Annotated in this window: 25 protein-coding genes and 1 tRNA gene; 5 read left to right on the forward strand and 21 right to left on the reverse strand. The window is 64.2% G+C overall.

Features of this window, described 5'->3' with window-relative positions; all coding sequences use genetic code 11:
- Positions 1-31: 31 nt before the first annotated feature.
- Positions 32-562: a KdsC family phosphatase gene (locus JANGC3_RS0117495; RefSeq protein WP_017877790.1), complete on the reverse strand. Its 531-nt coding sequence runs from the start codon at positions 560-562 to the stop codon at positions 32-34.
- Positions 562-1,584, reverse strand: coding sequence for a KpsF/GutQ family sugar-phosphate isomerase (locus tag JANGC3_RS0117500; RefSeq protein ID WP_035787786.1), 1,023 nt, complete (start codon positions 1,582-1,584; stop codon positions 562-564). Before JANGC3_RS0117500 ends, JANGC3_RS0117495 begins: the two co-directional genes overlap by 1 nt.
- Before the next feature lie 85 nt (positions 1,585-1,669).
- On the opposite strand from JANGC3_RS0117500, the gene JANGC3_RS0117505 reads away from it, so the two are divergent.
- A complete protein-coding gene (locus tag JANGC3_RS0117505) occupies positions 1,670-3,649 on the forward strand; it encodes a monovalent cation:proton antiporter family protein (RefSeq protein WP_017877792.1) in 1,980 nt (659 codons plus the stop codon).
- A gap of 189 nt (positions 3,650-3,838) precedes the next feature.
- On the opposite strand, the gene JANGC3_RS0117510 is transcribed toward JANGC3_RS0117505, so the two are convergent.
- From JANGC3_RS0117510 to JANGC3_RS0117545, 11 genes are all read right to left on the reverse strand, one after another.
- Positions 3,839-4,975, reverse strand: a complete 1,137-nt coding sequence (locus tag JANGC3_RS0117510) for a GGDEF domain-containing protein (RefSeq protein WP_017877793.1) — start codon at positions 4,973-4,975, stop codon at positions 3,839-3,841.
- Positions 4,976-5,111: 136 nt separating this feature from the next.
- Positions 5,112-5,963 carry an MOSC domain-containing protein gene (locus JANGC3_RS0117515; protein WP_017877794.1) on the reverse strand — a complete coding sequence of 284 codons (852 nt, stop codon included), beginning with the start codon at positions 5,961-5,963 and terminating at the stop codon, positions 5,112-5,114.
- 290 nt (positions 5,964-6,253) lie between these two features.
- Entirely contained in the window at positions 6,254-7,219 is a 966-nt protein-coding gene (gene gcvA / locus JANGC3_RS0117520) for a transcriptional regulator GcvA (RefSeq protein WP_017877795.1), read from the reverse strand.
- 315 nt (positions 7,220-7,534) lie between these two features.
- On the reverse strand, positions 7,535-7,813 hold the full coding sequence (locus JANGC3_RS0117525; RefSeq protein ID WP_017877796.1) for a PAAR domain-containing protein: 279 nt from the start codon (positions 7,811-7,813) through the stop codon (positions 7,535-7,537).
- Positions 7,814-7,847: 34 nt separating this feature from the next.
- A complete protein-coding gene (locus JANGC3_RS0117530; RefSeq protein WP_081611895.1) occupies positions 7,848-9,617 on the reverse strand; it encodes a T6SS phospholipase effector Tle1-like catalytic domain-containing protein in 1,770 nt (589 codons plus the stop codon).
- Between the two features lie 2 nt (positions 9,618-9,619).
- Positions 9,620-10,174: a DUF3304 domain-containing protein gene (locus JANGC3_RS31705; RefSeq protein WP_081611896.1), complete on the reverse strand. Its 555-nt coding sequence runs from the start codon at positions 10,172-10,174 to the stop codon at positions 9,620-9,622.
- A 101-nt stretch (positions 10,175-10,275) separates the two neighbouring features.
- Positions 10,276-10,827, reverse strand: coding sequence for a DUF3304 domain-containing protein (locus tag JANGC3_RS31710; RefSeq protein ID WP_081611897.1), 552 nt, complete (start codon positions 10,825-10,827; stop codon positions 10,276-10,278).
- A gap of 101 nt (positions 10,828-10,928) precedes the next feature.
- Positions 10,929-11,480, reverse strand: a complete 552-nt coding sequence (locus JANGC3_RS31715; protein WP_198292037.1) for a DUF3304 domain-containing protein — start codon at positions 11,478-11,480, stop codon at positions 10,929-10,931.
- 60 nt (positions 11,481-11,540) lie between these two features.
- Entirely contained in the window at positions 11,541-12,086 is a 546-nt protein-coding gene (locus JANGC3_RS31720; protein ID WP_081611899.1) for a DUF3304 domain-containing protein, read from the reverse strand.
- A gap of 13 nt (positions 12,087-12,099) precedes the next feature.
- The gene (locus JANGC3_RS0117540; protein WP_081611900.1) at positions 12,100-12,864 is read right to left on the reverse strand and encodes a DUF4123 domain-containing protein; all 765 of its coding nucleotides are present in this window, start codon (positions 12,862-12,864) and stop codon (positions 12,100-12,102) included.
- A gap of 36 nt (positions 12,865-12,900) precedes the next feature.
- The gene (locus tag JANGC3_RS0117545; RefSeq protein ID WP_035788797.1) at positions 12,901-15,381 is read right to left on the reverse strand and encodes a type VI secretion system Vgr family protein; all 2,481 of its coding nucleotides are present in this window, start codon (positions 15,379-15,381) and stop codon (positions 12,901-12,903) included.
- A 341-nt stretch (positions 15,382-15,722) separates the two neighbouring features.
- Between JANGC3_RS0117545 and JANGC3_RS30885 the strand changes: the two genes are divergently transcribed.
- The 3 genes from JANGC3_RS30885 (at position 15,723) to JANGC3_RS0117560 (ending at position 17,096) form a co-directional block, all read left to right on the forward strand.
- On the forward strand, positions 15,723-16,067 hold the full coding sequence (locus JANGC3_RS30885; RefSeq protein ID WP_017877801.1) for a DUF2917 domain-containing protein: 345 nt from the start codon (positions 15,723-15,725) through the stop codon (positions 16,065-16,067).
- A gap of 163 nt (positions 16,068-16,230) precedes the next feature.
- The gene (locus tag JANGC3_RS32810; RefSeq protein WP_157406707.1) at positions 16,231-16,758 is read left to right on the forward strand and encodes a hypothetical protein; all 528 of its coding nucleotides are present in this window, start codon (positions 16,231-16,233) and stop codon (positions 16,756-16,758) included.
- A 29-nt stretch (positions 16,759-16,787) separates the two neighbouring features.
- Positions 16,788-17,096, forward strand: coding sequence for an STAS-like domain-containing protein (locus tag JANGC3_RS0117560; protein WP_017877803.1), 309 nt, complete (start codon positions 16,788-16,790; stop codon positions 17,094-17,096).
- Between the two features lie 134 nt (positions 17,097-17,230).
- Here the strand turns inward: JANGC3_RS0117560 and ychF are convergent, their stop codons facing one another.
- Positions 17,231-18,322, reverse strand: coding sequence for a redox-regulated ATPase YchF (gene ychF / locus JANGC3_RS0117565; RefSeq protein WP_017877804.1), 1,092 nt, complete (start codon positions 18,320-18,322; stop codon positions 17,231-17,233).
- A gap of 308 nt (positions 18,323-18,630) precedes the next feature.
- Between ychF and JANGC3_RS0117570 the strand changes: the two genes are divergently transcribed.
- A complete protein-coding gene (locus tag JANGC3_RS0117570; RefSeq protein ID WP_017877805.1) occupies positions 18,631-20,493 on the forward strand; it encodes a DUF3857 domain-containing transglutaminase family protein in 1,863 nt (620 codons plus the stop codon).
- A 44-nt stretch (positions 20,494-20,537) separates the two neighbouring features.
- Here JANGC3_RS0117570 and pth read toward each other — a convergent pair whose 3' ends face one another.
- The 7 genes from pth to JANGC3_RS0117605 form a co-directional block, all read right to left on the reverse strand.
- On the reverse strand, positions 20,538-21,125 hold the full coding sequence (gene pth / locus JANGC3_RS0117575) for an aminoacyl-tRNA hydrolase (protein WP_017877806.1): 588 nt from the start codon (positions 21,123-21,125) through the stop codon (positions 20,538-20,540).
- 107 nt (positions 21,126-21,232) lie between these two features.
- Positions 21,233-21,865 (reverse strand): 50S ribosomal protein L25/general stress protein Ctc, encoded by a 633-nt coding sequence (locus JANGC3_RS0117580; protein ID WP_017877807.1) that lies wholly within the window; start codon positions 21,863-21,865, stop codon positions 21,233-21,235.
- Between the two features lie 173 nt (positions 21,866-22,038).
- Positions 22,039-22,989: a ribose-phosphate pyrophosphokinase gene (locus JANGC3_RS0117585; protein ID WP_017877808.1), complete on the reverse strand. Its 951-nt coding sequence runs from the start codon at positions 22,987-22,989 to the stop codon at positions 22,039-22,041.
- A 157-nt stretch (positions 22,990-23,146) separates the two neighbouring features.
- Positions 23,147-23,223: transfer RNA gene (locus JANGC3_RS0117590), tRNA-Gln, on the reverse strand.
- Positions 23,224-23,298: 75 nt separating this feature from the next.
- The gene (gene ispE / locus JANGC3_RS0117595) at positions 23,299-24,216 is read right to left on the reverse strand and encodes a 4-(cytidine 5'-diphospho)-2-C-methyl-D-erythritol kinase (protein ID WP_017877809.1); all 918 of its coding nucleotides are present in this window, start codon (positions 24,214-24,216) and stop codon (positions 23,299-23,301) included.
- Positions 24,213-24,818: an outer membrane lipoprotein LolB gene (locus JANGC3_RS0117600; RefSeq protein WP_017877810.1), complete on the reverse strand. Its 606-nt coding sequence runs from the start codon at positions 24,816-24,818 to the stop codon at positions 24,213-24,215. Before JANGC3_RS0117600 ends, ispE begins: the two co-directional genes overlap by 4 nt.
- A gap of 73 nt (positions 24,819-24,891) precedes the next feature.
- Positions 24,892-26,637: a tetratricopeptide repeat protein gene (locus JANGC3_RS0117605; RefSeq protein ID WP_017877811.1), complete on the reverse strand. Its 1,746-nt coding sequence runs from the start codon at positions 26,635-26,637 to the stop codon at positions 24,892-24,894.
- Between the last annotated feature and the right edge of the window lie 115 nt (positions 26,638-26,752).

A 26,752-nucleotide genomic window follows, 5' to 3' on the forward strand; every position in this document is an offset into this window, starting at 1 on the left:
CGCACCGCCGCCGGAAAGGGGGAGCGCCGCGTCATACGAGGAACTGCGCCAGCACGCTGTCATAGTTGCCCTGCGCGCGCAGCAGCAGTTCGCACACTTCGCGCACGGCGCCGCGGCCGCCGCCGGCCTGGGTCACGTGGTGGGCGCGGTTGCGCACGTCGTCGCGCCCGTTGGGCACGCTGACGGCGAAACCGACCCGCGCCAGTATCGGCAGGTCGACGACGTCGTCGCCGATGAAGCCGCACTGCTCGGCGCTCAAGCCGGTCGTTTCCAGCAGGGCGCGAAACGGCGTCAGCTTGTCGTGGCCGCCCTGGTGCACGTGGCTGATGCCCAGGTCGGCGGCGCGGCGCGCCACGATCGGCGAGCGGCGCGCGCTGATGATCGCGGTCTGCACGCCCGATTCCTGCAGCAGCTTGATGCCCAGGCCGTCGTGGACGTTGAAGGTTTTCATCGATTCGCCGTCCTCGCCGTAATGCAGGCTGCCGTCGGTAAGCACGCCGTCGACGTCGAAAATCATCAGGCGCACCCGGGCCGCGCGGCGCAGCGTGTCTTCGGTCGTCATCAGATCACCTTCGCGCGGGTCAGGTCGTGGATGTGCAGCGCGCCGACCAGCTTGCCGTCGGCGTCCACCACCAGCATCTGGTTGATGCTGAAGCTCTCCATCTCGGCGACCGAGTCGACGGCCAGTTGGTCCGGCCCGATGCAATGCGGGTTGGCGTGCATCACGTCGCGGATCGCCACCTTGGTGAAGTCCTGCACCTTCTCGATCAGGCGGCGCAGGTCGCCGTCGGTGAACACGCCCAGCGGGCGCTGTTCGGCGTCGACCACGGCCGTCATGCCCATGCCCTTTTTGGTGATTTCCAGCAGCGCCTCGGTCAGCGTCGCCGATACCGGCACCGTCGGCACGGCGGCGCCGCTGCGCATGACGTCGCGCACGTGGGTCAGCAGGCGCCGGCCCAGCGCGCCGCCCGGGTGCGAACGGGCGAAATCCTCTTCCTTGAAGCCGCGCAGGTCCAGCAGCGCCACCGCCAGCGCGTCGCCCAGCGCCAGCGTGACGGTGGTGCTGGCGGTCGGCGCCAGGTTCAGCGGGCAGGCTTCCTTGGCCACCGAGACGTCGAGGTGGACGTCGGCCAGCCGCGCCAGGCTGGAGCCGGGGTTGCCGGTCATGGCGATCAGGATGCCGCCCATGCGCTTGACGATCGGCACGATCGCCATCAGCTCGGCGGTTTCGCCGGAGTTCGAGATGGCGATGAAGGCGTCCTGCGAGGTCACCATGCCGAGGTCGCCGTGGGCGGCCTCGGCCGGGTGCACGAACATCGCCGGCGTGCCGGTCGAGGCCAGCGTGGCGGCGATCTTGCGCCCGACGTGGCCGGACTTGCCGATGCCGGAGACGACCACCCGCCCGCCGCAGTTCAGCAGCAGCGCGACGGCGCGCCCGACGCTGTCGTCGGTGGCCAGGCGCGCGTGCAGCGCGGTGATGGCGTCCGCCTCGATTTGCAGGGTCTCGCGCGCCAGTTGCAGCGCCCGCCGCGCGGTGTTTGCATCAAAAGCTTTCAGCATTGTTTTTTCATGGGTTACACTCATGCCCAAAGTATAAACGAATTAGGAAAGCAAAAAACTTGCCAGTCGCAACAAACAACGAAATCCATCCACGCGCCATGCCGATTCCATGTTTTCCTCGCTTGAACTGACCCTGCTGTTGCTCGGCAGCGCCGTGCTCGGCGTGGTCGCCTTCCGCATGATGCACCTGCCGCCGATGCTCGGCTACCTGGCCGTGGGCATCGTCATCGGCCCGCACGCGCTGGGCCTGGCCGCCGAGAGCCACGCCACCACCGCGCTGGCGGAATTCGGCGTGGTGTTCCTGATGTTTTCGATCGGCCTGGAGTTTTCCCTGCCCAAGTTCATGGCGATGCGGCGCATCGTCTTCGGCCTCGGCATGGCCCAGGTGGTGACGACGATCGCCGCCACCATGCTGCTCGGCTGGCTGGTCGCCGGGCAATTGCCGCGATACATACACCTGAGCTGGCAAGTCTCGTTCGCCCTCGGCGGCGCGCTGGCGATGTCGTCGACGGCGATCGTGTCAAAAATGCTGACAGAGCGGCTCGAACTGGAAAGCGAGCACGGCCGCAAGATCATCGGCATCCTGCTGTTCCAGGACTTGGCCGTGGTGCCGCTGCTGATCCTCATCCCTTCGCTGGCGAAGAACCCCGACAACCTGCTGGCCACGCTGGGCTGGGCCAGCGCCAAGGCGGTGGTGGTGCTGCTGCTGCTGCTGGTGATCGGCCAGAAGCTGGTGCGCGGCTGGTTCGCCATCGTCGTCAAGCGGCGCTCGCAGGAATTGTTCATGCTGAACCTGCTCTTGATCACACTGGGGGCGGCCTGGATCACCGAGCGCGCCGGCCTGTCGCTGGCCCTGGGCGCCTTCGTCGCCGGCATGCTGATCTCCGAAACCGAATACAAGCACCAGGTCGAGGAAGACATCAAGCCCTTTCGCGACGTGCTGCTGGGACTGTTTTTCATTACCGTCGGCATGCTGCTCAACGTCCGCCTGGTGCTGGAGAACTGGTGGTTGGTGCTGTTGCTGCTATGCGGCCCGGTGCTGCTCAAGTTCGCCCTGATCGCCGGGCTGGCCAAGCTGTTCGGCTCCTCCGACGGCGTGTCGATGCGCACCGGCCTGGCGCTGGCGCAGGCCGGCGAGTTCGGCTTCGTGATGCTCAACCTGGCCGGCGGCGTCGAGTTGATGGACCCCTTCCTGATCCAACTGGTGCTGGCCTCGATGGTGCTGTCGATGCTGGTGGCGCCGTTGATCATCGCCAAGTCGGACCAGATCGTCATGAAGATGTCGAGCAATGAATGGATGATGCAATCGCTGGCGCTGACGCGCATCGCCACGCGCACCATGTCGACCCAGAAGCACGTGATCATCGCCGGCTTCGGGCGCAGCGGGCAAAGCCTGGCGACCCTGCTGGCTGAGGAAAAGATCGACTACCACGCGCTCGACCTCGACCCGGAGCGGGTGCAGGAGGCGCAAAGCGCCGGCGCCAGCGTCTCGTACGGCGACGCGGCGCGGCGCGAAAGCCTAGTCGCGGCCGGCATTTACCGCGCCAGCGCGGTCGTCATCACCTACGCCAGCACGCCGTCGGCGCTGCGGGTGCTGCACCTGGTGCACGAGCTGGCGCCGACGCTGCCGGTGATCGTGCGCAGCCACGACGACACCGACCTCGACCTGCTGAAGGCGGCCGGCGCCGCCGAGGTGGTGCCGGAATTGATGGAGGGCAGCCTGATGCTGGCCTCGCACGCGTTGATCATGCTGGGGGTGCCGCTGCGGCGCGTGGTGCACCGGGTGCAGGCCGCGCGCGAGGCGCGCTACGCCTCGCTGCGCGGCTACTTCCACGGCGCCAGCGACGTCGGCGACGACGCCGACCTGGTGCGCCTGCATTCGGTCACGCTGGGCCAGGGCGCCGGCGGCGTCGGCCGGGCGCTGGGCCAGGTCGACCTGGCCGGCTGCGGCGCCGAGGTGGCGTCTATCCGCCGCGGCAAGGCGCGCCTGGAGGCCGACGCGGCGACGGTGCTGGAGGCCGGCGACGTGGTGGTGCTGCGCGGCGGCGCCGAAGCCGTCCTGCGCGCCGAGAGCCTGCTGCTGCGCTAACATCGCCGAAGCATTGTCGTCGGTCGGGTTAGCCGGAACGACGTAACCCGACAAGCGCCGCCGCGGACCGTGTCGGATTACGCCGCGCTAATCCGAACTACGACACGTTAAGTGAACGGCATTGAGGTTTGAGCCCGGCTCTTTGCCCCGGCTTGCTTCCAGCGCGGCCGGCCCGCGCAATCCCCCACCCTAACGGAAGCTGACCACCTGGTTGCGGCCGCGCTGCTTAGCCTGGTACAGCGCGCTGTCGGCGTGCGCCACCAGTTGCTGCGCCACCGCCTCGATCGAGATGTCGTGGTCGTCGCCGGCCAGGCTGGCGACGCCGATCGAGACGCTGGCGCCGACCTCGACCCCGGCCGCCAGCGCGAACTGGGCGTTGGCGATGCTGGCGCGGATGCGCTCGGCCACCGCCACCGCGCTGTCGAGTTCGGCGTCAATCAACAGCACCACGAATTCCTCGCCGCCGAAGCGGGCCAGCGCGTCGGAGCGGCGCAGCTCGTGCTTGATGCGTTCGGCCACTTCGCGCAGCACCTCGTCGCCGCCCTGGTGGCCGACGCTGTCGTTGACGCGCTTGAAGTGGTCGATGTCGATGTACATCAGGGAAATGCAGTAGCGCTGGCGCCGCGCCCGCGCGATCTCCTCGGGCAGGCGGCGGTCCAGGTAGCGCCGGTTGTAGACGCCGGTGAGCGAGTCGGTCAGCCCGATGTACTTGAGCATCTCGTTGCTGATGACGTTTTCCAGGCAGATCGCGATGATCGACGCCATGTGCTCGATGAAGTCGGTGCCCAGGCTGGCCGTGAAGCGCGCGGCGTCGGCGCTGGCCAGGTTCAGGCTGCCGATCAGGCGCCGGTTGCGCAGCAGCGGCACCAGCGCCACGCTGCGCAGCGGCTGCGGCGGCGCCGGGAACAGCGCGCCGTGGGCGCCGCCGGCGTACGGTCCCAGCAGCGGCTTGGGCGACGCCGCCTGCGCCGCGCCGCCCGGCCCGAAGCCCAGCGCGGCCTCGCCGTCGACGAAGATCAGTTGCGGGAAATCGGCGAAGTCGACGCCCAGCTTCTCCATCACGTGCAAGATGTCGCCGCCCTCGTCGAGCAGGCTCAGGGTCACGCCGTCGAGTTCCGAGATCGCCGGCAAGGTGCGGAAGATGGTCCCGATCAATTCGGGAAAGGTGGCGGCGCCGACGATTTCCAAGTCGAAGGCTTGGTGCCGGCACATGATCGCGTGGTTCTGCTCGGCTTGCTGCAGCAAAGCGGCCATGCGCTCGCGCAACTTCTGGTTTTCCTCTGCCAGGCCAGCCGGCGGCGTCGTTGCCGTCACATCGTACGTCATATCCAAACCCTTATCCAAAGCGTCCCAAGCGGCGCGCGCGGCTGACGCCGCCCGCGGCGCGCCGGCCAGTTAGAACATTACGCCAAGTTGGCCGGCTTGGATATGGCAAAACGTATAAATACGGCATGAGTGCGAATCAAAATGACAACTCGACGCCGATTTCCTGTCCGACACGGATGCGTTCGTCGCCGCCGTCGACGACGATGGCGTTCATGCCGAAGCAAATCGCGCCGTCCAGCTCGGGCTTGGCGCGGTAGCCTTGCAGGATCTCCAACGGGTCGGGGCCGGGCACGCCGCTGGCCTGGTCGTTGGCCGGAATGGCGCAGCGCGAACAGGGTTTGACCGGCTTCAGCGCGGTGGCGCCGAACTGGAAGGTGTCGACGTAATCCTCCTCGAAGGCGCCGAGCTCGGCCAGCACCAGGTTCGGCCGGAAGCGGTTCATCGGGATCGCGGCGCGCCCGGCCGCCAGCAGTTTGTCGTTGAGGTCGTCGAGCGAGGCGGCGCCGGCCAGCAGCACCGGGTAGCCGTCCGAGAACAGCGTCGGGGCAGCGACGGCGCCGGTCCACTTGCTGCTGGCCAGTCGTTGCGCGTGCGGGTGGAAGCGCACCAGCCGGCACGGCACGCCGACGGCGTTGGAAAACCAGGCGGCGGTGACGGCGTCGCAATCGTAGGCCGTGAGGCGGTCGTCCCACACCTGCACCTGCAAGGTCGGCGCCAGGTGCGGGTCGGGCAGGCCGAGTTCGATTTCCAGGCGCAGCATGCCGGGCGCGCGCAGCTCCAGCGTGCCGGCCTTCAGGCGCGGCGTGATCAGCGCCATGCGCGGATGCTCGCGCTGGCTCAGGAAGTGGCCGGCGGCGTCGACGACCATCCATTCGCGGTCGTAGATCTGGTCCGTCATCAGGCCGGCGCGCGTCAGCGTGGCCTCGCGCAGGCTGATGCCGGCGCAGGATTTGATCGGATAAAGGGTGATGTCGGAGAGGATAGCCATTGGCACCGGGGCGGCGGGCCGGGCCGCCGCGAAGTTGTTCGGGCGCCCAGTATGGCAGCAAACAGGCGCCGGCGCGCCTCGACCAGCGGCGCCTTCATCTGCGCGGTGGCGCTGTCGGCGCCGCTGCCGACGATGGCGCCGCCGGTGGCCAGGATGACGACCTTGGGCAGCTTCGCCGGCGCGGCCGCGCCCGTCGGAGAGCTTGTTCTCTTAATTTCACATAGCCGACCGGGCTGCGGTGGCGCGGCGAAAAATATAAAAAATGAAATATTTCGCGGCCGAATTATAGTTCATTGCCACTCCCGTCGGTAGTCATGTTCGTATGACTGCAAGTTACTTTCCGGCAATTCAGGCCAACCGTAATTGGCGTCGAACTGCGCCACCTGGGCGAACAGCCAGTTGCGGAAGGCGCCCACCTCCGGGCGCAGCATCGCCTGCGGCGTGCAGACGAAGTAGTAGGCGTACGGGCACTTGACGGCGGTGTCGAACAGGCGCACCAGCTCGCCGCTGGCGATTTCCTGCATGACGATGACGTGGCGCGCCAGCGCGATGCCGTCGCCGTTGGCGGCGGCGCGGATCAGCATGGCCAGGTCGTGGAAGACGATGCCGCCGCTGGGCTCGGCGACGTCGGTGCCGGCCGCGCGCAACCACGGCAGCCAGGGCTCGTCGTCGCCGCGCAGCAGGTGGTATTGGCCCAGTTCGTGCGGCGTGGCCGGCAGCTTGCCGCCGTTGAAACGCGGGCTGACGGCCGGATAGTAATAGTCCGACATCAGTTTTTCCACTGTCAGGCCGGGGTAGTTGCCGGCGCCGAAGCGGATGCCGACGTCGACCGCCTGGCGCTCCAGGTCGACCAGTTGGCCGCTCGACTGCAGCACCACTTCAACGTCCGGATACAGGTCGATGAAGTTGCCCAGCCGCGGAGCCAGCCAGCGCGCCGCGAACGAGGGCATGGCCGTGATGGTCAGGCGCTTCTGCCCGGCCGTCGCCTTCAGGGCCTCGGCCGCGACGGCGATCTCCATCAGCGACTTGCGCACCACGGCGGCGAAGCGCTGGCCCTCGGCCGTCACCGCCAGGCGCTTGCCCTTGCGTACGAACAGCGCCACGCCGAGCTCCTCCTCGAGGCCGCGCACCTGGTGGCTGACGGCGCCGTGGGTGACGTGGATTTCCTCGGCGGCGCGGGAAAAGTTCTCGTGGCGGGCGGCCGCCTCGAAGGCGCGCAGGGCGGCGAGGTTGGGCAGGCGACGCAGATCGGCCATGGCGGTATGTGAAATTAAGTAGCAAAGGGAGGGAAAATATATCATTTTGTTGCGGCGCACACAAGACGTAATAGGGCCTCGTCGGCTGCAAAAAAAGGAACTACGATTCTGCAATTCGGCGCGCCGCCTTCGCTGGAGGAGTCGCATCATGAGAGAAATATTCGCAAACAGCGGGGGAAGCCGGCCTGCCGCCCGGTAACCATAACGCCGCCAAGCAGGCGCTATGCGGATCGCATTGAAGCGCTGCGGCGCCGGGCCGGCGATGCCGGCGCCCTTCCCGCCCGCCAAGCGGACGCGATAGCCAGACGAGGCGGACTAGTCGACGGTGGCGGTGACACTGCCGATCAATTTGCAGCCGCAGCTTGTGGCGCTGCCATCCACCGCCACCGCCTTGCCGTCGACGCTGTAGGTGGCGTGGCCGTCGAGAATCGGATTGACGCCGTGCGGCCGGCCGCCGGGATAGCGTTGCGGGCAATCGACCAGATCGCCAACGCGCGCAATCGCCCTGCCGGCGATCGAGTGGTTGGGCGAACCGCCGATTACCTTGCCGCCGTGATCGGTGTCGTCGCCTACGGTAATAATATGCAGTGACATGCAATACTTTCGGTGGCGGTGGATGAACGCGGCGTCACGCGTATTCCTGCGCCGGTTGAGGTTGCTGGAGCATGACGTTGAGCTGCCTGTCGTCGCCCTGGTACATCAGGCGATAACAAAAATACCGGCGAGGTTCGGCGATGCCATGGGCCGTTCCCATGAAGAAACCGTCGCCGAATTTTGAAATAAAGCCGGCGTAAGAGTCATGCACATACTGGTCGAAAAACAAGCCGATGTCCGCCGCAACGGTCATGGCTTTGGCACGCCTATGGATCTCGCCGGCCTTGCCGTGATACTTTCTTTCCTTAAAATCGTCTTCCGTGGGTTTGCGCAGCATGCCCGTCATGCCATCGATAGCCTTCATCTGCTCGGCGAACATGTCCTGTCCTTGCTTGTAAAACGAGTGGAGGTCATCCGTGGTCTGCGCATACTGAGCGCTGGGGAGGGATTGAAATCCGTTCTTCTGCAAGGTCACGGCGACGCGCCACGCCACATACAGGGTCATGTGTTCGCGGAAAGCCTGGTCCACGCTTACACCGGGAGCCACGCCGCATCCGGCGAAATAGCGCTGCACCGCCACTTGGGTTTCGGGGGCACAGGCAAATTCTGTTGTCAGATTTTTCTGATCGCCCTCGTCCGATTTAAAGTCCAGCCAAGGGTCGCCATCGGTACCGTGTGCCTCGCGCGCCTTGCGCGCGGCGGCGAGCATCAGATTCAGCGGCAGTTGCGACAATTTGTATTTATCCCCACCCGCCCTTGTCGCCGTCAATTTTTCCGGAGTACGCGGGTCAGACGCCTGCAAAACAACGCCCTTGCCTTGGGACCCGGGCTCATAGCCGCCACCCACATCGCTGTGGCTACCGAGGGCGAGCTGCTCGCAGCAATTCGAAGGAACGACACCGTCCACGCACACGCTGTCCAAGGGGAAGTTGTTGCGAAATTCATGGAGGGCGACATAATGGACGCAACTTTTAACGGCGCGGTGAATGCGCAAATTCTGGGTCGTCGCCCACGAATTGTGGCCGGTTACGCTGAGACCGACAGAGGCAACCGTATCGAACAAGCCGAGGAAGCGCACATAGGCGGGGACGCCGCAAAGCTTGCCATCCTTTAATAGCGACTCGTACAACCAAGTGCAAAACACGCGCGCCTCCGCAGCGCCGCGTGAAAAACCAAACACGTCCAGATAAACCCCAGAAACATTCGGCGTTGTTTCCTTGCGCGCCAATTGCATGCCGAGTTTCCCGGCGTGCTTTGCCAAAAAAGCGTGCCGCAGCGTCGCATTGCCGACCAGCCCGCTAGGCAGGTCCAGCGCCGTCAATAGCTTGTCCTCTTCTGTCAATGCCGCAGGCGGCCATTGGTCGGGATTCGTTTCCGCAACAGTGCGATCGCCCGCAAGCGCCTTGACGCATTCGCCGTCAAACATCCGCCTGTTTCCATTGACGAACGCGTGCAACGAATTCAACACCTGCAACAGCCCGAATACGATGCGCGCCTCGCCGCCCGCGCCCCATGGACTCCCCCTGAAAGAGGGCTTGCTTTCGGAAATTAAATTGAATTCCGTTCCAATGCCAGCGACATAATGGCTGAAATGTCCGTTTTTATAATCATTTTTATATGCTAAAAAAAGACGGGCCACGTTGCTATGGCCCGATTTTTCCTTGTCGCGCTCAAAATTATTGTCGGTGCCATCAAAAAAAACTCCGATGTTGACGACGGATTTACAATCGACGCAGGTACCGTGGGGCAATTTGTCTGCGCGTTGCAGCGTTGGCGGCACCAAATAATGGGTGGGAGCGCTCAAGTTTATTCCTCCTTCGCATAGTCCGGGGCGGGACCACTCGAATATTTTGGCCCCGGATAGTCCGTTTCTCCCAACCCCTTATTAGACAACCAAGCCTCCACTTTGTTGCCCGGCAAAAAATGAATGTTCAAGCCAAAACTCTTCCCTGGCGGCACCGTGAAATGCACCGGAACGCTAGTCTCATGCCATGCTAGTGTGCACCTCGCATCAGGATCAACTCTTAGATTATTTTTGTATTCAATGTGACTGATATCACAACTTTCCCATTTCACCGTTACCAGCGTCGGTTGCGGAATTTTAGGCAAACTTACACAGCAAGTCGTTCCGCCACCTCCGCCCCAACCGGTGCTGTTTCCACCCCACGAGCCATTAACATAAAAATTGGGAATACCAACCATTCTACCGATGTGGCCCACGGAAACAATAGAAACGCCCATCATTTCGGCAGGCGCCCGACTGCCGCCACCGGGGCCGGCGCAAGCCGCAAGTACCAGAAAACCAACGCCGCAGCAGAACCATCGCAAATTTCGCAGCGTGGATTTAATCATTACATTCATTGCGTTCTCCCTTTATATTGCATTCTGATTGTTACCAATTTCGAAAATAAAAATATTATTCCTCACTCATAAACGGCATATTTTGAATTGCATGTTCCAAACTACTCTACGGCATAGTCCGGTGCGGGACCACTCGAATATTTTGGCCCCGGGTAGTCCGCTTCTCCCAAGCCCTTGTTGGACAACCATGCCTCTACTTTGTTGCCCGGCAAAAAATGAATGTTCAAGCCAAAACTCTTCCCTGCCGGCACCGTGAAATGCACCGGAACGCTGGCCTCATGCCATTCAGACTTGCATTTTAAATTCGGATCAACCGCTCGATCATTAACAAATTTAATGTGACTGATATCGCAAGTTTTCCATTTCACCGTCACCAGCGTCGGTTGCGGAATTTTAGGCAAACTTACACAACAGGTTGTCTTTCCTCCTCCGCCCCAGCCGGTGCTGTTTCCACCCCACGAGCCATTAACATAAAAATCGGGAATACCAACCATTCCACCAATATGGCCCACTGAGACAATGGAAACGCCCATCATTTCGGCTGGTGCCCGACTGCCGCCACCGGGGCCGGCGCAAGCCGCCAGTACCAGCAAACCAACTCCGCAGCAGAACCATCGCAAATTTCGCAGCGTGAATTTCATCATTACATTCATCGCGTTCTCCCTTTATATTGCACTCTGATTGTTACCACTCACGAAAATAGCAATATTATCCTTTATTCATAAATAGTATGTTTGGAATTGCACGTTCCAAACTATTCCACGGCATAGTCCGGGGCGGGTCCACGCGAATATTTTGGCCCCGGGTAGTCCGCTTTTCCCACGCCCTTGTTGGACAACCATGCTTCCACTTTGTTGCCGGGCAAAAAATGAATGTTCAAACCAAAACTCTTCCCTGTCGGCACCGTGAAATGCACCGGAACGCTGGCCTCGTGCCATTCAGACTTGCATTTTGAATTCGGATCAACCGCTCGATCATTGACAAACTCAATGTGACTGATATCGCAAGTTTTCCACTTGACCGTCACAAGCGTCGGTTGCGGAATTTTAGGCAAATTTACACAGCAAGTCGTTCCGCCGCCCCCGCCCCAACCGGTGCTGTTTCCACCCCACGAGCCATTAACATAAAAATCGGGAATACCAACCATTCCACCAATGTGGCCCACTGAGACAATGGAAACGCCCATCATTTCGGCGGGTGCCCGACTGCCGCCACCGGGGCCGGCGCAAGCCGCCAGTACCAGCAAACCAACGCAGCAGCACAACCATCGCAAATTTCGCAGCGTGGATTTCATCATTACATTCATTGCATTCTCCCTTTCAAATTGCATTTTGATCGCTGCCCCTTTGGAATTGCATGCGCCAAACTACTCCACGGCATAGTCCGGGGCGGGACCACTCGAATATTTTGGCCCCGGGTAGTCAGGGGCTAACAACCCCTTATTCGCCAACCAAGCCTCTACTTTGTTGCCCGGCAAAAAATGAATGTTCAAACCAAAACTATCCCCCGGCGGCACTGTGAAATGCACCGGAACGCTGGCCTCGTGCCATTCGGACTTGCACTTCGAATTCGGATCAACCGCTCGATCATTGATAAATTCAATGTGGCTGATATCGCAAGTTTTCCACTTCACTGTCACCGACGTCGGTTGCGGAATTTTAGGCAAACTTACACAACAGGTTCTCTTTCCTCCACCTCCCCAACCGGTGCTGTTTCCACCCCACGCGCCATTAACATAAAAATTGGGAATACCAACCATTCCACCAATGTGGCCCACTGAGACAATGGAAACGCCCATCATTTCGGCTGGTGCCCGACTGCCGCCACCGGGGCCGGCGCAAGCCGCCAGCATCCACACGCCGACGATGTAACAAAGCCGCTGCAGATATCGCAACAAGGATTTCATAGTCATTGGGCGCCCTCCATCAACAGACCGGCGGCGAGGCCAGAAACAGCGCGTTCAGCTCGCTCGCTTGCAGCCCTGTTCCTTCCGGCTGGAACGCCCTGCGCGCAATATAAAACAAGGTCTGCCGGTTTCCCGCGCCGTCCTGCTGCCACGCGGCGACGCAGCGTCTGGCGGCGTTCCAGTAGTGGTGGATATTTTCGCCCATGTTGTCGAGTGTGTAGCCAAGCTGGTTTAACAAGATGTCCGCTTCCTCCGCGTCCATGCAGGCCGCGACTTGGTTGTCGCGCAATATCCAGGGCGCGGCGGCCGGCTCGACGTCGCTGCCGCCCAACGGCAGCGCATGCCGGCTACCGTCGCGCAGATGGATTTCCCATGTCGCCATGGGCGCCGTCAGTGCGCGCCATTGCCCGGCCGTTAGCACGCTGGACAAGACCAGCAGCACCCGGCAATCGGTAAAACGCAAGAAATAGGTTTGCCTGTCGTCCAGCAGGATTTTGGTGAACTGGCTCAGGTGCGCCGCCATCTGCGCCGGCGTGAGCGCGGATTCGATGACCGACCAGTGCAAGCCGGACGGAACCGCCTGGCGCAACGCCAGCAGCGTCTCCTGTTGCTGCGCGGCGGCGGCCGCCTGCGGATCGAGCAGGATGGCGCCGAACGGCGCGCCGGGGTCATCGCGGCCGGCCAGCGGGTACAGCCAGGCCGGATGGGGCAGCGCCGCCGGCAGGCGGCTATCGGCGCCGCCCACCATGGCGCCGTCGAGCAAGTAATGGAGTGTCGGTGTCATTGCGTCTTTAAAACAAAGGGTTGCGCGTCGCGGCGGTTAGCCGATTTTGCTGAGCGTGCCGGCGGTATTGGCGGCGTTTTGCATGCACTTGGTACAAATTTTCCCCTCGGGCAGTTGTGGCACGCTGCCCGGCATCATTTTTGGCCCGGGCGCCGAAAAATTGGCGAAGGTGATGCGGTTCTGGGTGTAGTCGACGATGCTGTCCGGCTTCCACACCGTAAAACTGTCGCCGGCGCCGATTTCAACGGTCTTGGTCGAATAGATGCGGATCTTGTCGGTGGTGCTGATGATTTCGATATCGAGCTTGGCGATCATTTTGATCGCGTCGGTCAGCGCCTTGATTTCAATCACGCCCGCGGCGGCGATGAGTTTCATGCCCATCTGATGCGCGAACAGGCGGATGCCGCCTTTGACGCTGGCCAGCAGGCGCTCGCCGACGCTAAGGCTGACGTGCCCGCCGGTGGTCAGCGCGGTGTGTTCGCCGCTGGCCAGGTGGATGCTTTTCGGCGTCGTCCCCTCGATGCCGGCGGCGGCCGCCACCAGCAAATGCGGCGCCGCCAGCTCGCCTTGCTCGCCGCCGCCTTTCAGCGCCTCGTTTTGCTCTTTAATGGCCCGGGCCACCGCGCTCTGGTCGGCGTTTTTCTCCTGCGCCTCCAGCTGCTGCGCGAAATCGGCGAATCGCTCGTGCTGGTCGCGCGCCGTCGTCAGCCGCCGCAACGGCTCGCCGATGTCGGTGATGTGGCTTTGCGCGCCGGCGCGCGCTTCGGTGGAGATCAGCATCCCTTTGCCCGAGCGTAAAGCGCCATTGCCGTCGCTGCGCAGCTCCCAGCCCTCGCCGCGGGCGTCTTGGCGCCCGGCGTTGCTCTGGATGCGGGTGATGTGGCCCAGGCTCAATTGGCTGTGTTGGTGGTCGCTTCTTAGCTGCGCCTGTATTTTTCCATTGGTGTCGTCGAGGATTAAGTGGTTGCTGCGTCCGCTGGCGGCGTTGCCGCCGTTGGCCTTCAACTCGCGGCTGCGCAGGCCCGTCAACGCCTGCTGGGTCGATAGCGCCCATGGCGGCATATTGCGCTGGTTATGGATGGCGCCGGTGATGATCGGATGGTCGGGATTACCATCGAGCCATGCTACCAAAACTTCCGAGCCGACGCGCGGTATCGCCGCCGCGCCCAATTCGCTACCCGCCCATAAACCGGCGACGCGCACCCAGGCCGAACTTCGGTCGTCGTATTCGCCGACCCGGTCCCAGTGGAACTGGATGCGCACCCGGCCATACTTGTCGACGTGTATGCTGTCGGGTCCGGCGGGGCCGACCACGCTGGCCGTCTGCGGCGCCAAGATCCTGGTGTCGACGCTGTTGAAATTGCGGCCGGGCCGCCATGGTATCGCCTTGCGGATGCAGCGCAGGCGGTTGCTGTAACCGGCGGGGCCGTCCGCGCCCTGCAAATAGTTATTGCTTGCCGCGTGCCGCACTTCGAGAATCAGGAAGGCGTTCTGCTCCCCGGCCCGTTCGCCGACGGCCAGGCTGTCGTCGAAATGGCCGACCAGGTGGAACCAGCGCCCCGGCATCATATAGCGGTTGTTGCCGGCGCCTTCGAAATGTTTGCCGGCCGCTTCCATCTCTTCCATCCGTAGCTTGGCCAAGCGGTCGCCGTCCTGGCGGTTCTTGAAGCCGTAGGCGCCGGCGTATTCATACGACTCGATATCCAGCACGGCGCCCTGCTTGCTCACGGTCGGCACCGCGCTGATATTCTGCGACTGCCGGGCCGGATTCTTGAAATCGAACCGCGCCACGGCCACGCTGCCGGGCATCCACTGGCGCACCGGGGACCATTCGCCGATACCGTCTTCCTCGTACGAACCGCCGTGGCGCTGGTAGGGAACGTCGGCGCCGCCGTCGATCAACGCCGCGCGGGTGGTGTCGTCAATGAGAACAAGCTGGTGGCCCGTCGCGGCATGCTCGTAGAAATAACTCCAGCCGGCCGCCTCCCAGCGCCGCGACAGATAATTGAAATCGGATTCGCCAAACTGACACGCATCCGTCATTGGCGCATCATCGCCGATGACGCGCCAGTCCCAGACGGCATGGGTGCCGTAATCCTGGAAGATCATCGTGGTCTGTTCGCGCAAGCTCTTGTTGTGAAACAGGTAATTGTCTTTACGCAGACTCAAGTAGCGCGCCCAAGGCCCCAACCGGGCCTCGTAAAACGCCAGGGCGCCATCGACGCGGCGTAAGCGGAATTCGTACACGTAGCCGGAAAAGTGTCGCATGGTACCGTTCGAACGGACCATTTCCACGCACAGGAGCTTGCCTTGCAGGTCCTTGAGCTCCAGGCACGCGTTATCCGACAGTAACTCCACGGTGAAATCGAAATCGCGCGACAAGCTTTCGAACGCGTCCAGTTTGTCGACCAGTAGCTGGGAGGATGGCCCGTCGTTGCCGGGAAAGGAGAGGCGCAGTATGCGGTTATGCTGGCGTCCGGCGATCAGCTCGCGCAAACTTTGAAGTCCATCGCTCATGTAGGTTCCCACACCGCGCAGCGTTGACGCGGCGGATTGTTAATTTTGAAAGTTTCACATAGTAACATCTTGGTCTGCCAGCCATCCTTGACCTATCCCAAGTGCGCGCGGGGTTGTTTGGCGGCGCGGAGCAGTATGGACAGTCAAAAATAACTTGCGTTCGCGGGGTGCAGGCGACCTGGGACGGCCATCGCGGTATGTGAATATAAATAGCAAAGACAGGGAAAATTTATCATTTTGCTGCGGCGCACACAAGACGTAATATGGTCTTGTCCGGCACCGATACATGCGATCGAAAGATTCGATCCGGCGGGCCGGCGCTACTTGAACGGGTAACCATCATGAGAGAATTATTCGCAAACAGCTGCTTTCATATCGCAGCCGGCCAAGCCGTCTCCGGCGTCGCCGGCCAAGCCCAGAGCCTGCGCATCGCCAGCGGCCGGGTCTGGCTCACCGTCGAGGGCGAGCTGGGCGACTACTGGCTCAGCGCCGGCGACAGCTTCGCCGTGCCGGCCGGCCGCCTGGTGGTGATCGAGGCAGACAAAGTGGCCAGCCGGGTCGACTTCAGCGGCGCGCGCCGACCGTCTATTGCGGCGGGACTGGGCGCGCAGTTGAACCGGCTGGCACAGCGCTTGTCGGTCAGCAAGACCGGCGCCATGGGCTGCGCGCCATGCGGATCGCGCTGAAGCGCGGCGGCGCCCGCGCCGGGCCGCTGACACCGGCGCAACAAAAAGCAAGCCGCGATATTCGCGGCTTTCTTTTTGCCCGTTAACTTTACGCTGACGTCTGCGCCACCCCGGCCCCGCCCGTCTCGCCCTGCCCGACGCCATCAGCTCCTACGCCGACACCATGAACCTGTGGGGCGCGCTCGGCATTGTATCCCCTTTCGGCGACAGGCAACGCCACGCGGCGGGCCGCTATCCGATTGAACTGCTCAGGGACGAGAGCGGCATCGAAAACACGGCCGACGCCCTGGTCGCCCTGTTCAAGTCGGTATGCTCCAATGCCCGCACCATCGATGCGCTCTACACGATGCTGCGCGAAATGCTCGGCAATTGCTACGCGCACTCCGCGGTCACCGACGGGGTCTATGGCGTGCTGTGCGCGCAGGTCTGGCCCGCAGGGCGAAAAGCGCAGATTGCGCTGGCCGACACCGGCATCGGTATCCGCGCCTCGCTGGCGCAGAACGCGGCTGGCGGTGGCCCGCAAATTGCTGGAGCAAAACGACGGCGTGTTGTATTTGCGCTCCGGGGTGGAAGCGTTCTGCCTTACCTCAAGCTATGCAGGAATATATGCCCCCAACGCGCCGTGGAATGGTACTTTATTGGCAATCGAATGGAATCTGGACGTTCAGATGGATATCGGTGCTGTCTATGATGGTTTTCCGCTGCCGGAGGGAATGAGTGATGATGATTTCGATTTTTAGCGCCAATATCGAAGAGCTCGCCAGGGAACTGACCACCCGCCCTGCCGGCGCACAGGCGCGGGCGCAGTTGCTGGCCCTGTTACGCGAGCACGAGTCCGTTGACATCGACTTTCGCCACCGCAGTCTGACGCCGTCGTTCGCCGACGAGTGCGTGGGCCAACTCGCGGCCCGGCTCGGACTCGACGCGTTCAAGCAGCGCGTGAAGCTGAGCAACCTCAGCGAGTCCAGCCGGCCGCTCGTCAAACACGTGATCCTGACGCGCTGCGCCGCCGCAGCCCTTCCCCGCTGAGCACTGAGCACTGAGCACTGAGCAGGGCCAGCCTTTACCCGCCGCGGCACGATGGGTAACGAGAAAAAAAACCCGCCATCCACAGGATGTACGGGTTTTTTTAGATTGTCCGCCGCCGTTCGGCGGCGATCCAATTAGACGTTGAACAGGAAGTTCAGCACGTCGCCATCCTTGACCACGTATTCCTTGCCCTCGGCGCGCATCTTGCCCGCCTCTTTCGAGCCGGCTTCGCCCTTGTAGGCGACGAAGTCGTCGTAGGCGATGGTCTGGGCGCGGATAAAGCCGCGCTCGAAGTCGGTGTGGATCACGCCGGCCGCCTGCGGGCCGGTGGCGCCGACGTGGATGGTCCAGGCGCGCACTTCCTTGACGCCGGCGGTGAAGTAGGTTTGCAGGCCGAGCAGCTTGTAGGCGGCGCGGATCAAGCGGTCCAGGCCGGGTTCCTGCATGCCCATGTCGCTCAGGAAGGCTTCCTTGTCGGCGTCGTCGAGGTCGGCGATTTCCGATTCGATCGAGGCGCAGATGGCGACCATCGGCGCGTTTTGCGAGGCGGCGTAGGCGGCCAGCTGGTCCAGCAGCGGGTTGTTGACGAAGCCGGTGTCGGAAACGTTGCCGACGTACATGGCCGGCTTGGCGGTGATCAGGCACAGCGGCTTGATCAGCGCCATTTCCTCGGCGTCCAGGCCGAGCGCGCGCACCGGCTTGGCGTCGTTCAGATGCGGCATGATGCGTTCGAGCAGCGCCACCAGCTTGGCCGCGTCCTTGTCGCCGGAGCGGGCCTTCTTGTGCTCGCGGTGGATGGCTTTTTCAACCGTGCCCATGTCGGCCAGCGCCAGCTCGGTCTGGATCACTTCGATGTCGTCGAGCGGGCTGATCTTGCCGGCCACGTGGATCACGTTGTCGTCTTCGAAGCAGCGCACCACGTTGACGATGGCGTCGGTTTCGCGGATGTGCGACAGGAACTGGTTGCCCAGGCCCTCGCCCTTCGACGCGCCCGCCACCAGGCCGGCGATGTCGACGAATTCGACGATGGCGTTGACCAAGCGCTCCGGCTTGACGATGGCGGCCAGCGCCGCCATGCGCGGGTCCGGCACCTCGACGACGCCGACGTTCGGCTCGATGGTGCAGAACGGGTAGTTCTCGGCCGGGATGCCGGCCTTGGTCAGGGCGTTGAAGAGGGTGGACTTGCCGACGTTAGGCAGGCCGACGATGCCGCATTGGAGACTCATGGAAAACCTTTAATAATCAAAGCACGACCGCGCCGGCGGGCGGCGCTGGGGCGGTGCTGGTAGAGAAAACGGGGCGCCTGGCCGCATTTTCGGGAAATGGTATTGTTGTGCAGCGTTCAGGGGTCAATTGTAACCTTCCCGCAGGCTCTCTTCAAAAGAGTTATGCGCCGGCGCCGCCGATTTACGCCGCAAGCGCCGCCGCCGCGCCGCCGCCGCAAGCCCGCTTGCGTTGCCTCAAGGGGCGTCGCGGCCGCCAAACTACCATTCCTGAACCGGCGCGCCGTCCGCCGCCCGCCCAGGAGTCCGACATGTGCCTTGCCTTCTCGCCCGCGCGGCGCCTCGCCGCCGCCCTGCTCGCGGCCGCCTGCCGCGCCGCGGCGGCGCACGACAGCGGCACCGACCCGTCGCTGGTGATCGAGCGCTTCGCGCAGTCGTACGTGGTCGAGGCCGACGGCAGTTACACGCTGACGGTGGAGGACGAGCGCCGCATCGCGCAGCAACGCGCGGTCGGCCCGCACAGCCAGTACTACATCAGTTACAACGGCACGCTCGACAGCGTCGACGCCATCGCCGCCTACACCGAGAAGCCGGACGGGCGCCGCCTGGCCGTCGGCCCCGGCCAGATCAAAGACCAGCACGAGGCGGTCTCGGCCGAGGCGCCGGTGTTCCAGGACATCCGCGTCAAAGTGATCGTCTTCCCCGACGTGGCGGTGGGCGACCGGCTGGTGCTGCGTTATGTGCTCAAGCGCAGCGGCGCCCTCTTCCCCGGCCATTTCGAGGACTTGTCGTCGTCGCAGTTTTTCCTCAACAAGGCCTTCAGCCTGCGCTACGACTTGCCGGCCGGGATGCCGCTGTACGCCGACGCGCGCGGCTTCCGGCCGGTGGCGCTGGCCAGCCCGCCGGGCAGGCGGCGTTACCAGTGGGACTACGTGCCGGGCGACAACGAGCGTATCGAAGCCGATTCGGTCAGCTACCTCGACTACGGCAAGCGCCTGGCGGTGTCGACCTTCGCCGACTACGCCGCCTTCGCGCGCGCCTTCGAGGCCGGCGCGCGCGGGCGCGCCGCGGTGACGCCGGCGATCGCCGCGCTGGCGCGCCAGCTCACGGCCAGCCGCGCCGCGCCGCGCGAGCAAGCCCTGGCGCTGAGCGACTGGGTGCGCAAGCACATCCGCTATGTCGCGCTGTACATCGGCCCCGGCGGCGTGGTGCCGCAGGCCGCCGGCGAGGTGCTGGCGCGCCGCTACGGCGACTGCAAGGACCAGGCCGCGCTGCTGCAGGCGCTGCTGGGCGCGGCCGGCATCGACAGCACCGGCGCGCTGCTCAACAACGGCAACGTGTTCCAGTTGCCCGGCGTGCCGACGCTGGGCATCTTCAACCATATCATCACCTACGTGCCCGGCCTGGACCTGTACCTGGACCCGACCGCCGAGGCCATCGCCGCCGGCTACCTGCCCGAGCGCGACCTGGGCAAGCCGGTGTTGCTGACCAAAACGGGCCGCCTGGCCGCCACCCCGGCGGCCCAGCCGGGACGCAGCCGCAACGCCATCACCTTCCAGATTGGCAAGAACGGCAACAGCCTGTTCCGCGTCGCCAAGACCAGCGCCGGCGCCAGCGCCGAGCCGTACCGGCAGGCGCTGCGCGGCATCGGCCAGGCCGAGCGCGACGCGCTGGTCGAACGCATGCTGCAGGGCGCCGGCCAGCGCGGCTACGGCGTGCTCGACCCGGGCCGGCTCGACGGCGCCGGCGACGAGTATCAAATGGTGTTTGCCGGGGTCAGCGACAGCGTCGCCAACCTGCCGGGGCAGGCCGGCGTCGCCACCTCGTTCAGCTTCTGGGGCGGCGTCACCGAGGCGGTGCTGGCGCTGGCGCAGGAAAAGGAGCGCAGCCAGGACTACGTCTGCCCGGCCGTCGACAGCGAGGACCAGAGCGGCTTCGAGTTCGCCCCCGAGGTCGCCATCCTGGCGCTGCCGGCGGCGCTGGCGCTGCGCCAGGACAGGCTCGACTACCGCGCCGACTACACGCGCGCCGGCAACACCGTGACGGTGCGGCGGCGCCTCGTGTTCAGCCCGCCCGGCATGGTGTGCACGGCGGCCGACTTCCAGCGCCTGCGCCCGATGGTCGAGCGCATGCTGCGCGACCTGAAGAGCCAGATCATCGTCGAGGCGCGCTAGGAAACGCCGCGCCGGCCTCGCGTTCTTGCTGGGGGGGGCGCCGGCTACGCGGCGGTATGCAACTGCATCGTCGCGATGTCCATCTTGCCTTCGCAGGCCAGCGGCAGCACGCGCAGGCTTTTTTCAATCGCCTCGTCGATCAGCGCCTGCTCTTCCTTGCGCGGGCGGTGCAGCACGAAGTCGGCCACGGCCTGCTGCGAGGCGGTGGTACGCGGGTGGCCGATGCCTAGGCGCAGGCGCCAGTAGTCCTGCGTGCCGAGCGCGGCGGTGATGTCCTTGAGGCCGTTGTGGCCGCCGGCCGAGCCGCCCTTCTTCATCTTGGCCACGCCGGGCGCCAGGTCGAGTTCGTCGTGCACCACCAGCACCTCGTCGGGCGCGATCTTGTAGAAGCGCGCCAGCGCGCCGACCGACTGGCCGGAGCGGTTCATGAAGGTTTGCGGCTCCAGCAACCACACTTCGCGCCCGCCGACCGCGGTTTTCGCGACCAGCGCGTTAAAACGCGATTCGCGCTGCAGGCGCGCGCCGGGCAGGCTATTGGCGAGCTGGTCCACCAGCCAGAAGCCGGCGTTGTGGCGGGTTTGTTCGTATTCGGGGCCGGGGTTGCCGAGGCCGACGATCAGGCGAATGGGCATGGGATAGTGGGAGAGGAAAATGCGATTATGGCGGAAAACGGGCAATAAAAAACCCGCCAGGCGGGTTTTTTATCGATGCGGCCGCCAGGCGGCCGCTTCGTCGAGTATTACTTCTTGCCTTTTTTGGCGGCTGGAGCAGCGGCAGCGCCTTCAGCAGGAGCGGCGGCTTCGGCCGACACGTGGCCAGCCGGCACCAGGGCGGTGGCAACGGTTTGGTTCTTGCCGTGGGCGATCACGGTAACGCCTTCCGGCAGGGTCAGGTCGGCCAGGTGGATCGAATGACCGACGTCGATGGTCGACAGGTCAACGGTGATGAACTCTGGCAGGTTGCCTGGCAGGCAGGAAACTTCCACTTCGTTCAGCACGTGGCTGATGGTGGCGGCGTGCAGTTTGACGGCAGGCGAGACGTCGGCGTTGGTGAAATGCAGCGCCACTTTCATCTGGATAGCCTGGTCGGCCAGGACGCGCTGGAAGTCGGCGTGCAGAACCAGTTGCTTGTACGCGTGGACTTGGAAGTCGCGCAGCAGAACTTGCTGGGTGGCGCCGTCGATTTCCAATTCCAGGATCGACGAGTGGAAGACTTCTTTTTTCAGCGCGTGGTACAGCGCGTTGTGGTCCAGCGAGATCTTGACCGGGGCTTCGGTGCCACCGTAGACGATACCTGGGGTTTGGCCGGAAATACGCAGGCGGCGGCTCGCTCCGGTACCTTGCAGTTCACGTTTAAATGCGATAACTTTCATGTGTTGCTCCAAAAAGAACGAGGCTTGCGCCGCGCGTTGTGAAGTCCCCCGCGACCAGGAGACTTCGGGAAATGGGCGCGGCAGCCGCGCCCAAGAAGACGGTGGAAACTACAGCGGCGCAACCGGCAAATCTGCCGGCCGCGCCGCTAACATACTGCCGGTGTTCCCGGTGTTTAGTCGATGAACAGCGAAATGACCGAATCGCCCTTGATGATGCGCTTGAACGTTTCCGCGAGCAGCGGCGCGCAGGTCAGTTGGCGGATCTTGCCGCAGGCCAGGGCCGCTTCCGACAGCGGAATCGTGTCGGTGACGACCAGCTCGTCCAGCGACGAGGCGCTGATGCGCTCGATCGCCGGGCCGGACAGGACCGCGTGGGTGCAATACGCGACGACTTTCTTGGCGCCGCGTTCCTTCAACACTTCGGCGGCCTTGGTCAGCGTGCCGGCGGTGTCGACCATGTCATCCATGATCACGCAATTGCGCCCTTCGACTTCGCCGATGATGTTCATCACTTCCGACACGTTCGCCTTCGGGCGGCGCTTGTCGATGATGGCCAGGTCGCAACCGAGGCGCTTGGCCAGCGCGCGGGCGCGCACCACGCCGCCGACGTCGGGCGAGACCACCAGCAAATCCTGGTAGTTTTTCTTTTGCAGGTCGCCCAGCAGAATCGGCGAGGCGTAGATATTGTCGACCGGGATGTCAAAGAAGCCTTGGATCTGGTCGGCGTGCAAGTCCATGATCAGGACGCGCTCGACGCCGGCTTTTTCCAGCATGTTGGCGACGACTTTGGCGGAAATGGCCACGCGCGCCGAACGCGGGCGGCGGTCTTGGCGGGCGTAGCCGAAATACGGGATCGCGGCGGTGATGCGGCCGGCGGATGCGCGTTTCAGGGCGTCGACCATCAGCATGATTTCCATCAGGCTGTCGTTGGTCGGGGCGCAGGTCGATTGCAATACAAAGACATCCTTGCCGCGCACGTTTTCGTTGATCTCGACCATGACTTCGCCGTCGGAAAACTTCGTCACATTGGCCTTGCCGAGGGGGATGCCGAGGTTTTTTGCGACCCCTTCTGCCAAAGCCGGATTAGCGTTGCCGGTAAAAACCATCAGGTTTTCGTAAGCCATGGAGGAGTCCCAAGAGGTAAGCGTTGAATCTTGAAAAGTCACAAGCCGGGCAAAGGCCCGGCTGCGCTGTGTTTAGGATGGACCGCGTTTGCGGGTACACCTATCTTGCCCTGACTGGACGCTGACTTCGCATCGACAGATTTGCAGGAGCAACTAATGGCAGGGGAAGAAGGATTCGAACCTTCGCATGCTGGAATCAAAATCCAGTGCCTTAACCAGCTTGGCGATTCCCCTACGCAACTGACTGCTTTCCGTCATGGCCAGTATTCTAGCGCCTATTCAACGTAAAGCCAAATTTATTTTTCCTGCTTACAACATTTGCAACATTCTCTCCAGAGGATGGCGGCTCAGCGCTTTCGCCTTCCAGGCGACCCAGACCGCGGGCACCTTGCCGAGCACCGCATCGGCTGCGCTTGCGCTGGGAAACGCGCAAAACACGCAAGCGCCGGAGCCAGTCATCCTGGCCTTGCCGTGGCGCCCCAGCCATTCTATCGCCTCTGCTACCGGCGGGAATAAGCGGCTTGCCACTTGCTGCAAATCGTTTTCGCCAAATTCGCCCACGTCGCGCTGCAACATGAGGTGCCTGGAAAAGTCCGCTATTGTGACGAGTTTTGTGTCCCGTGTCAAATCTTCGGCGCAAAATATCGCGGCGGTCGGCACCGCGACGCCGGGTTCGATGACGACATACCAACAATCCGGCGTGACGACGGCGCGCAACGCCTCCCCCACCCCCTCGGCGAAGGCGCTTTCACCGAAAATGAAGAACGGAATGTCGGCGCCCAGCGGCAGGCCCAGCGCCATCAACTCGGCGCGCGTCAGGCCGGCCCGCCATAGCTGGTTCAGCGCCATCAGCGCGGTGGCGGCGTCGGACGAACCGCCGCCCAGGCCGCCGCCCATCGGCAGGATCTTCTCGACTTCGATGTCGACGCCGGGCGGCAGCGCGCCGCTGCGGCGCAGCACCTCGGCCTGCAGCAGCGTGGCCGCGCGGATGATCAAGTCTTGCCGCTCCGGCACGCCGGGCAGGTCGGTGACGCGGCGGATCGCGCTGTCGCCGCGCAGCTGGAAATGCAGCACGTCGCCGCGCTCGACCAGCTGGAACACGGTTTGCAGCAAGTGGTAGCCGTCGGCGCGGCGGCCGTTGACGTGCAGGAAAAGGTTCAGCTTGGCCGGGGCCGGGCAATCGCGCAGGCCGGCAAGCGGCGTACCCGCATTGGTGGGCGCGCTCACGGCTGGACCGGGTCGATGACGATGCGGATGGCCACCGCTTCGGAACCGGCGCCGGCGCCGCGCTCGGCGTCGATGCGTTTCGGCCGCGGCGTGGCGCCGTCCTGCCACGAGACGAAGGTCAGGCGCCAGCCGTCGCCGGTGGTGACGCTGGCCCGCAGCGGCGAGGCGGCGAAGCGCCGGCCGTCGGCGTCCAGCGCGTAACCCTGCAGCCAGTCGCGCAGGCCCGACACCGGCAGCGGCCAACCCAGCGCCTGCGCGCTCAGGCTGTCGATGTCGGCGGCAGTGCGCGGCGCCTGGCCGCCCTGGGTCAGCGTCGCCAGGCCGGGCGCGACGCCGATGACGGCGATGGTCTGGCCCAGCGGCGACGCCAGGCTAACGTCGATGCGCTGGCCGCTCTGGCGCCAGACGAACTTGCCCGACAGCGACTCCGGCTTGCCGTCGCGCTGGTAGTTCACCGACAGGCGCCCGGCCAGCTCGACGCTGTCGCGGTAGGCCGCCACCGGCTGCGCCGACGGCGGCGCGCCGGTGGTGGCGCAGGCCGACAACAGCGCGCAGGCAAAGCCGGCGGCAACAAGGTTTTTTCGGGCGATGGGCAGGGACATAAGGGACCGTAATAATTAAGAAGTGAAAAACGCCGCGCAAGCCTGGCAAACCCGTGGCGCCGGCGGCGCCAGTCTACAAGCTGAAGTTGAGCCGCGCCAGCGTACTTTTCAAGGCGTCGTTCTTGGGGTCCTTGGCGCCGGCTTCGCGCCAGAGTTTTTCGGCGTCGGCCTTGTCGCCCTTCTGCCACAGCACTTCGCCCAGGTGGACCGCGATTTCCGGGTCGCTGCGCAAGCTGTAGGCGCGCCGCAGCAGTTCCTCGGCTTGCTCCAGGTTGCCGAGGCGGAACTGCACCCACCCCATGCTGTCCATGATGAAAGGGTCGCCCGGCGCCATCTTCAGCGCCTTGTCGATCAGCGCCAGCGCCTCCGGCAGGCGGACGTTGCGCTCGGCCAGCGAGTAGCCCAGCGCGTTGTAGGCGTGGTGGTTGTCCGGGCTGCGCGCCATGACGCGGCGCAGACTCGTTTCCATGACCTCGAGCTTGCCCAGCTTTTCCGCCAGCAGCGCGAAGTCGTACAGCAGTTCGGCATTGTCCGGGAAGCGTATCAGCGCGTTTTCCAGCACCGTGAAGGCGCTCTGGGCGTAGCCGCCGTCGCGCAGCAACTGGGCGTCGGTTTGGAACAGCTGCGCCTGCTCCTCGGCTTCGTCGGTCTTGATGTCGGCCAGCACCTTGCGCGCGCCGTCCAGGTCGCCGTGCCTAGCCATCAGCTGGGCCCGCCGTACCCTGGCCTCGAAGTAGGGCCGCGCGTCGCGCCCGTCGACCTGGTCCAGCCATGCCAGCGCGCCGGCGTGGTCGCCCCGGTCCTCGGCCAGCTGGGCCAAGATCATTTGCACCTTGGCCGGGTCGCGCTCGTCGCTCGGCTTGGCCGCCAGCACCGCCAGGAAACGCTTGAAGTGCGCCTCGGCGGCGCCGCCGTCGCCCAGTTGCATCGAGATGATGCCCAGCGCGTACAGCGTCGCCAGGTTGTCGGGCTGGTCCTTGAGCAGGATCTGGAATTGGCCGCGCGCCGGCTCGAACTGCTTCTGCTCGATCAGCAAGCGGGCGTAGGCCGCGCGCACTTCGCGCGCCCCCGGGTTGGCCTTCAGGAACGCCGTCAGCACCTCGTCGGCGGCCTGCGCGTTGCCGGCCACCTGCGCCAGCGTCAGCGCCGCCAGCTCCGAGTCGGGCTTGATGCGCAGCGCCTCCCGCGCCTCCCGCTCGGCGCGTTCGCGATCGCCCTTGGCGTGGGCGCTTTGCGCCAGCACCAGGTGACTTTCCTGCATCGCCAGATAGGGCGCGAGCACCCGTTCGAGCATCGCGAAGGCGGCCGCCTTGTCTTTCGCGCGGGTCAGGAATTGCTGCATCTGGAACATGTTGAGCGCGCGCGCGGCCGGCGCCGCGTCCCTCAAGCGCTGGCTGAAGATCGGCTCGGCCTCGCCCATCTGCTCGCTGAGCACGACGAAACCGAGGAAATACTGCCTGGCCTCCTCCGAGTTCGGCGCCAGTTCGCGCCACAGCCGGATCGCCGCCAGCGCCTCGCCGCCCTGCTTGGCCGTCAGCGCCATTTCGGCGGCGCGGTGGGCGATGCGCGGGTCGCGGGTTTGCTGGGCCACGCTCATCAGCGTGACAAACGGTCCCTGCCAGCGCCCGCCCTTGAACTCCAGTTCGGCCTTGGTCAGCTTGTACAACAGGTCGGCGCTCAGCTCCAGGCTGGGCAGGACCTCGTCCGCGCGCGTCGACGCCGACGTCGCCTCGCCGGCGGCGCCGTCCTCCTCCGGCGGCGCCGGCGCGGGCGCGACAGGCGCCTGGCGCTGCGGCGCCACCACGGCGCACGCCGACATCAGGGCGCAGAGAGTTACAATGGCGAAAGCGTTTTTCAAAAGGCGTTCCTGGCTGTACGGGTAAGCGATGATTCTACGCCCAACCCATCCATTGCGTGCGCGCGCGTAACGAAAT

The sequence above is a fragment of the Janthinobacterium sp. CG3 genome (assembly GCF_000344615.1).
Lineage (GTDB): Bacteria > Pseudomonadota > Gammaproteobacteria > Burkholderiales > Burkholderiaceae_D > Janthinobacterium.

Bases quoted from the DNA above. Each gene is read 5' to 3' on its own strand.
- JANGC3_RS0117495 (WP_017877790.1), bottom strand. From the start codon at position 562: ATGACGACCGAAGACACGCTGCGCCGCGCGGCCCGGGTGCGCCTGATG.
- JANGC3_RS0117500 (WP_035787786.1), bottom strand. From the start codon at position 1,584: ATGAGTGTAACCCATGAAAAAACAATGCTGAAAGCTTTTGATGCAAAC.
- JANGC3_RS0117505 (WP_017877792.1), top strand. From the start codon at position 1,670: ATGTTTTCCTCGCTTGAACTGACCCTGCTGTTGCTCGGCAGCGCCGTG.
- JANGC3_RS0117510 (WP_017877793.1), bottom strand. From the start codon at position 4,975: ATGACGTACGATGTGACGGCAACGACGCCGCCGGCTGGCCTGGCAGAG.
- JANGC3_RS0117515 (WP_017877794.1), bottom strand. From the start codon at position 5,963: ATGGCTATCCTCTCCGACATCACCCTTTATCCGATCAAATCCTGCGCC.
- gcvA (WP_017877795.1), bottom strand. From the start codon at position 7,219: ATGGCCGATCTGCGTCGCCTGCCCAACCTCGCCGCCCTGCGCGCCTTC.
- JANGC3_RS0117525 (WP_017877796.1), bottom strand. From the start codon at position 7,813: ATGTCACTGCATATTATTACCGTAGGCGACGACACCGATCACGGCGGC.
- JANGC3_RS31705 (WP_081611896.1), bottom strand. From the start codon at position 10,174: ATGAATGTAATGATTAAATCCACGCTGCGAAATTTGCGATGGTTCTGC.
- JANGC3_RS31710 (WP_081611897.1), bottom strand. From the start codon at position 10,827: ATGAATGTAATGATGAAATTCACGCTGCGAAATTTGCGATGGTTCTGC.
- JANGC3_RS31715 (WP_198292037.1), bottom strand. From the start codon at position 11,480: ATGAATGTAATGATGAAATCCACGCTGCGAAATTTGCGATGGTTGTGC.
- JANGC3_RS31720 (WP_081611899.1), bottom strand. From the start codon at position 12,086: ATGACTATGAAATCCTTGTTGCGATATCTGCAGCGGCTTTGTTACATC.
- JANGC3_RS0117540 (WP_081611900.1), bottom strand. From the start codon at position 12,864: ATGACACCGACACTCCATTACTTGCTCGACGGCGCCATGGTGGGCGGC.
- JANGC3_RS0117545 (WP_035788797.1), bottom strand. From the start codon at position 15,381: ATGAGCGATGGACTTCAAAGTTTGCGCGAGCTGATCGCCGGACGCCAG.
- JANGC3_RS30885 (WP_017877801.1), top strand. From the start codon at position 15,723: ATGAGAGAATTATTCGCAAACAGCTGCTTTCATATCGCAGCCGGCCAA.
- JANGC3_RS32810 (WP_157406707.1), top strand. From the start codon at position 16,231: ATGAACCTGTGGGGCGCGCTCGGCATTGTATCCCCTTTCGGCGACAGG.
- JANGC3_RS0117560 (WP_017877803.1), top strand. From the start codon at position 16,788: ATGATGATTTCGATTTTTAGCGCCAATATCGAAGAGCTCGCCAGGGAA.
- ychF (WP_017877804.1), bottom strand. From the start codon at position 18,322: ATGAGTCTCCAATGCGGCATCGTCGGCCTGCCTAACGTCGGCAAGTCC.
- JANGC3_RS0117570 (WP_017877805.1), top strand. From the start codon at position 18,631: ATGTGCCTTGCCTTCTCGCCCGCGCGGCGCCTCGCCGCCGCCCTGCTC.
- pth (WP_017877806.1), bottom strand. From the start codon at position 21,125: ATGCCCATTCGCCTGATCGTCGGCCTCGGCAACCCCGGCCCCGAATAC.
- JANGC3_RS0117580 (WP_017877807.1), bottom strand. From the start codon at position 21,865: ATGAAAGTTATCGCATTTAAACGTGAACTGCAAGGTACCGGAGCGAGC.
- JANGC3_RS0117585 (WP_017877808.1), bottom strand. From the start codon at position 22,989: ATGGCTTACGAAAACCTGATGGTTTTTACCGGCAACGCTAATCCGGCT.
- JANGC3_RS0117600 (WP_017877810.1), bottom strand. From the start codon at position 24,818: ATGTCCCTGCCCATCGCCCGAAAAAACCTTGTTGCCGCCGGCTTTGCC.
- JANGC3_RS0117605 (WP_017877811.1), bottom strand. From the start codon at position 26,637: ATGTCGGCGTGCGCCGTGGTGGCGCCGCAGCGCCAGGCGCCTGTCGCG.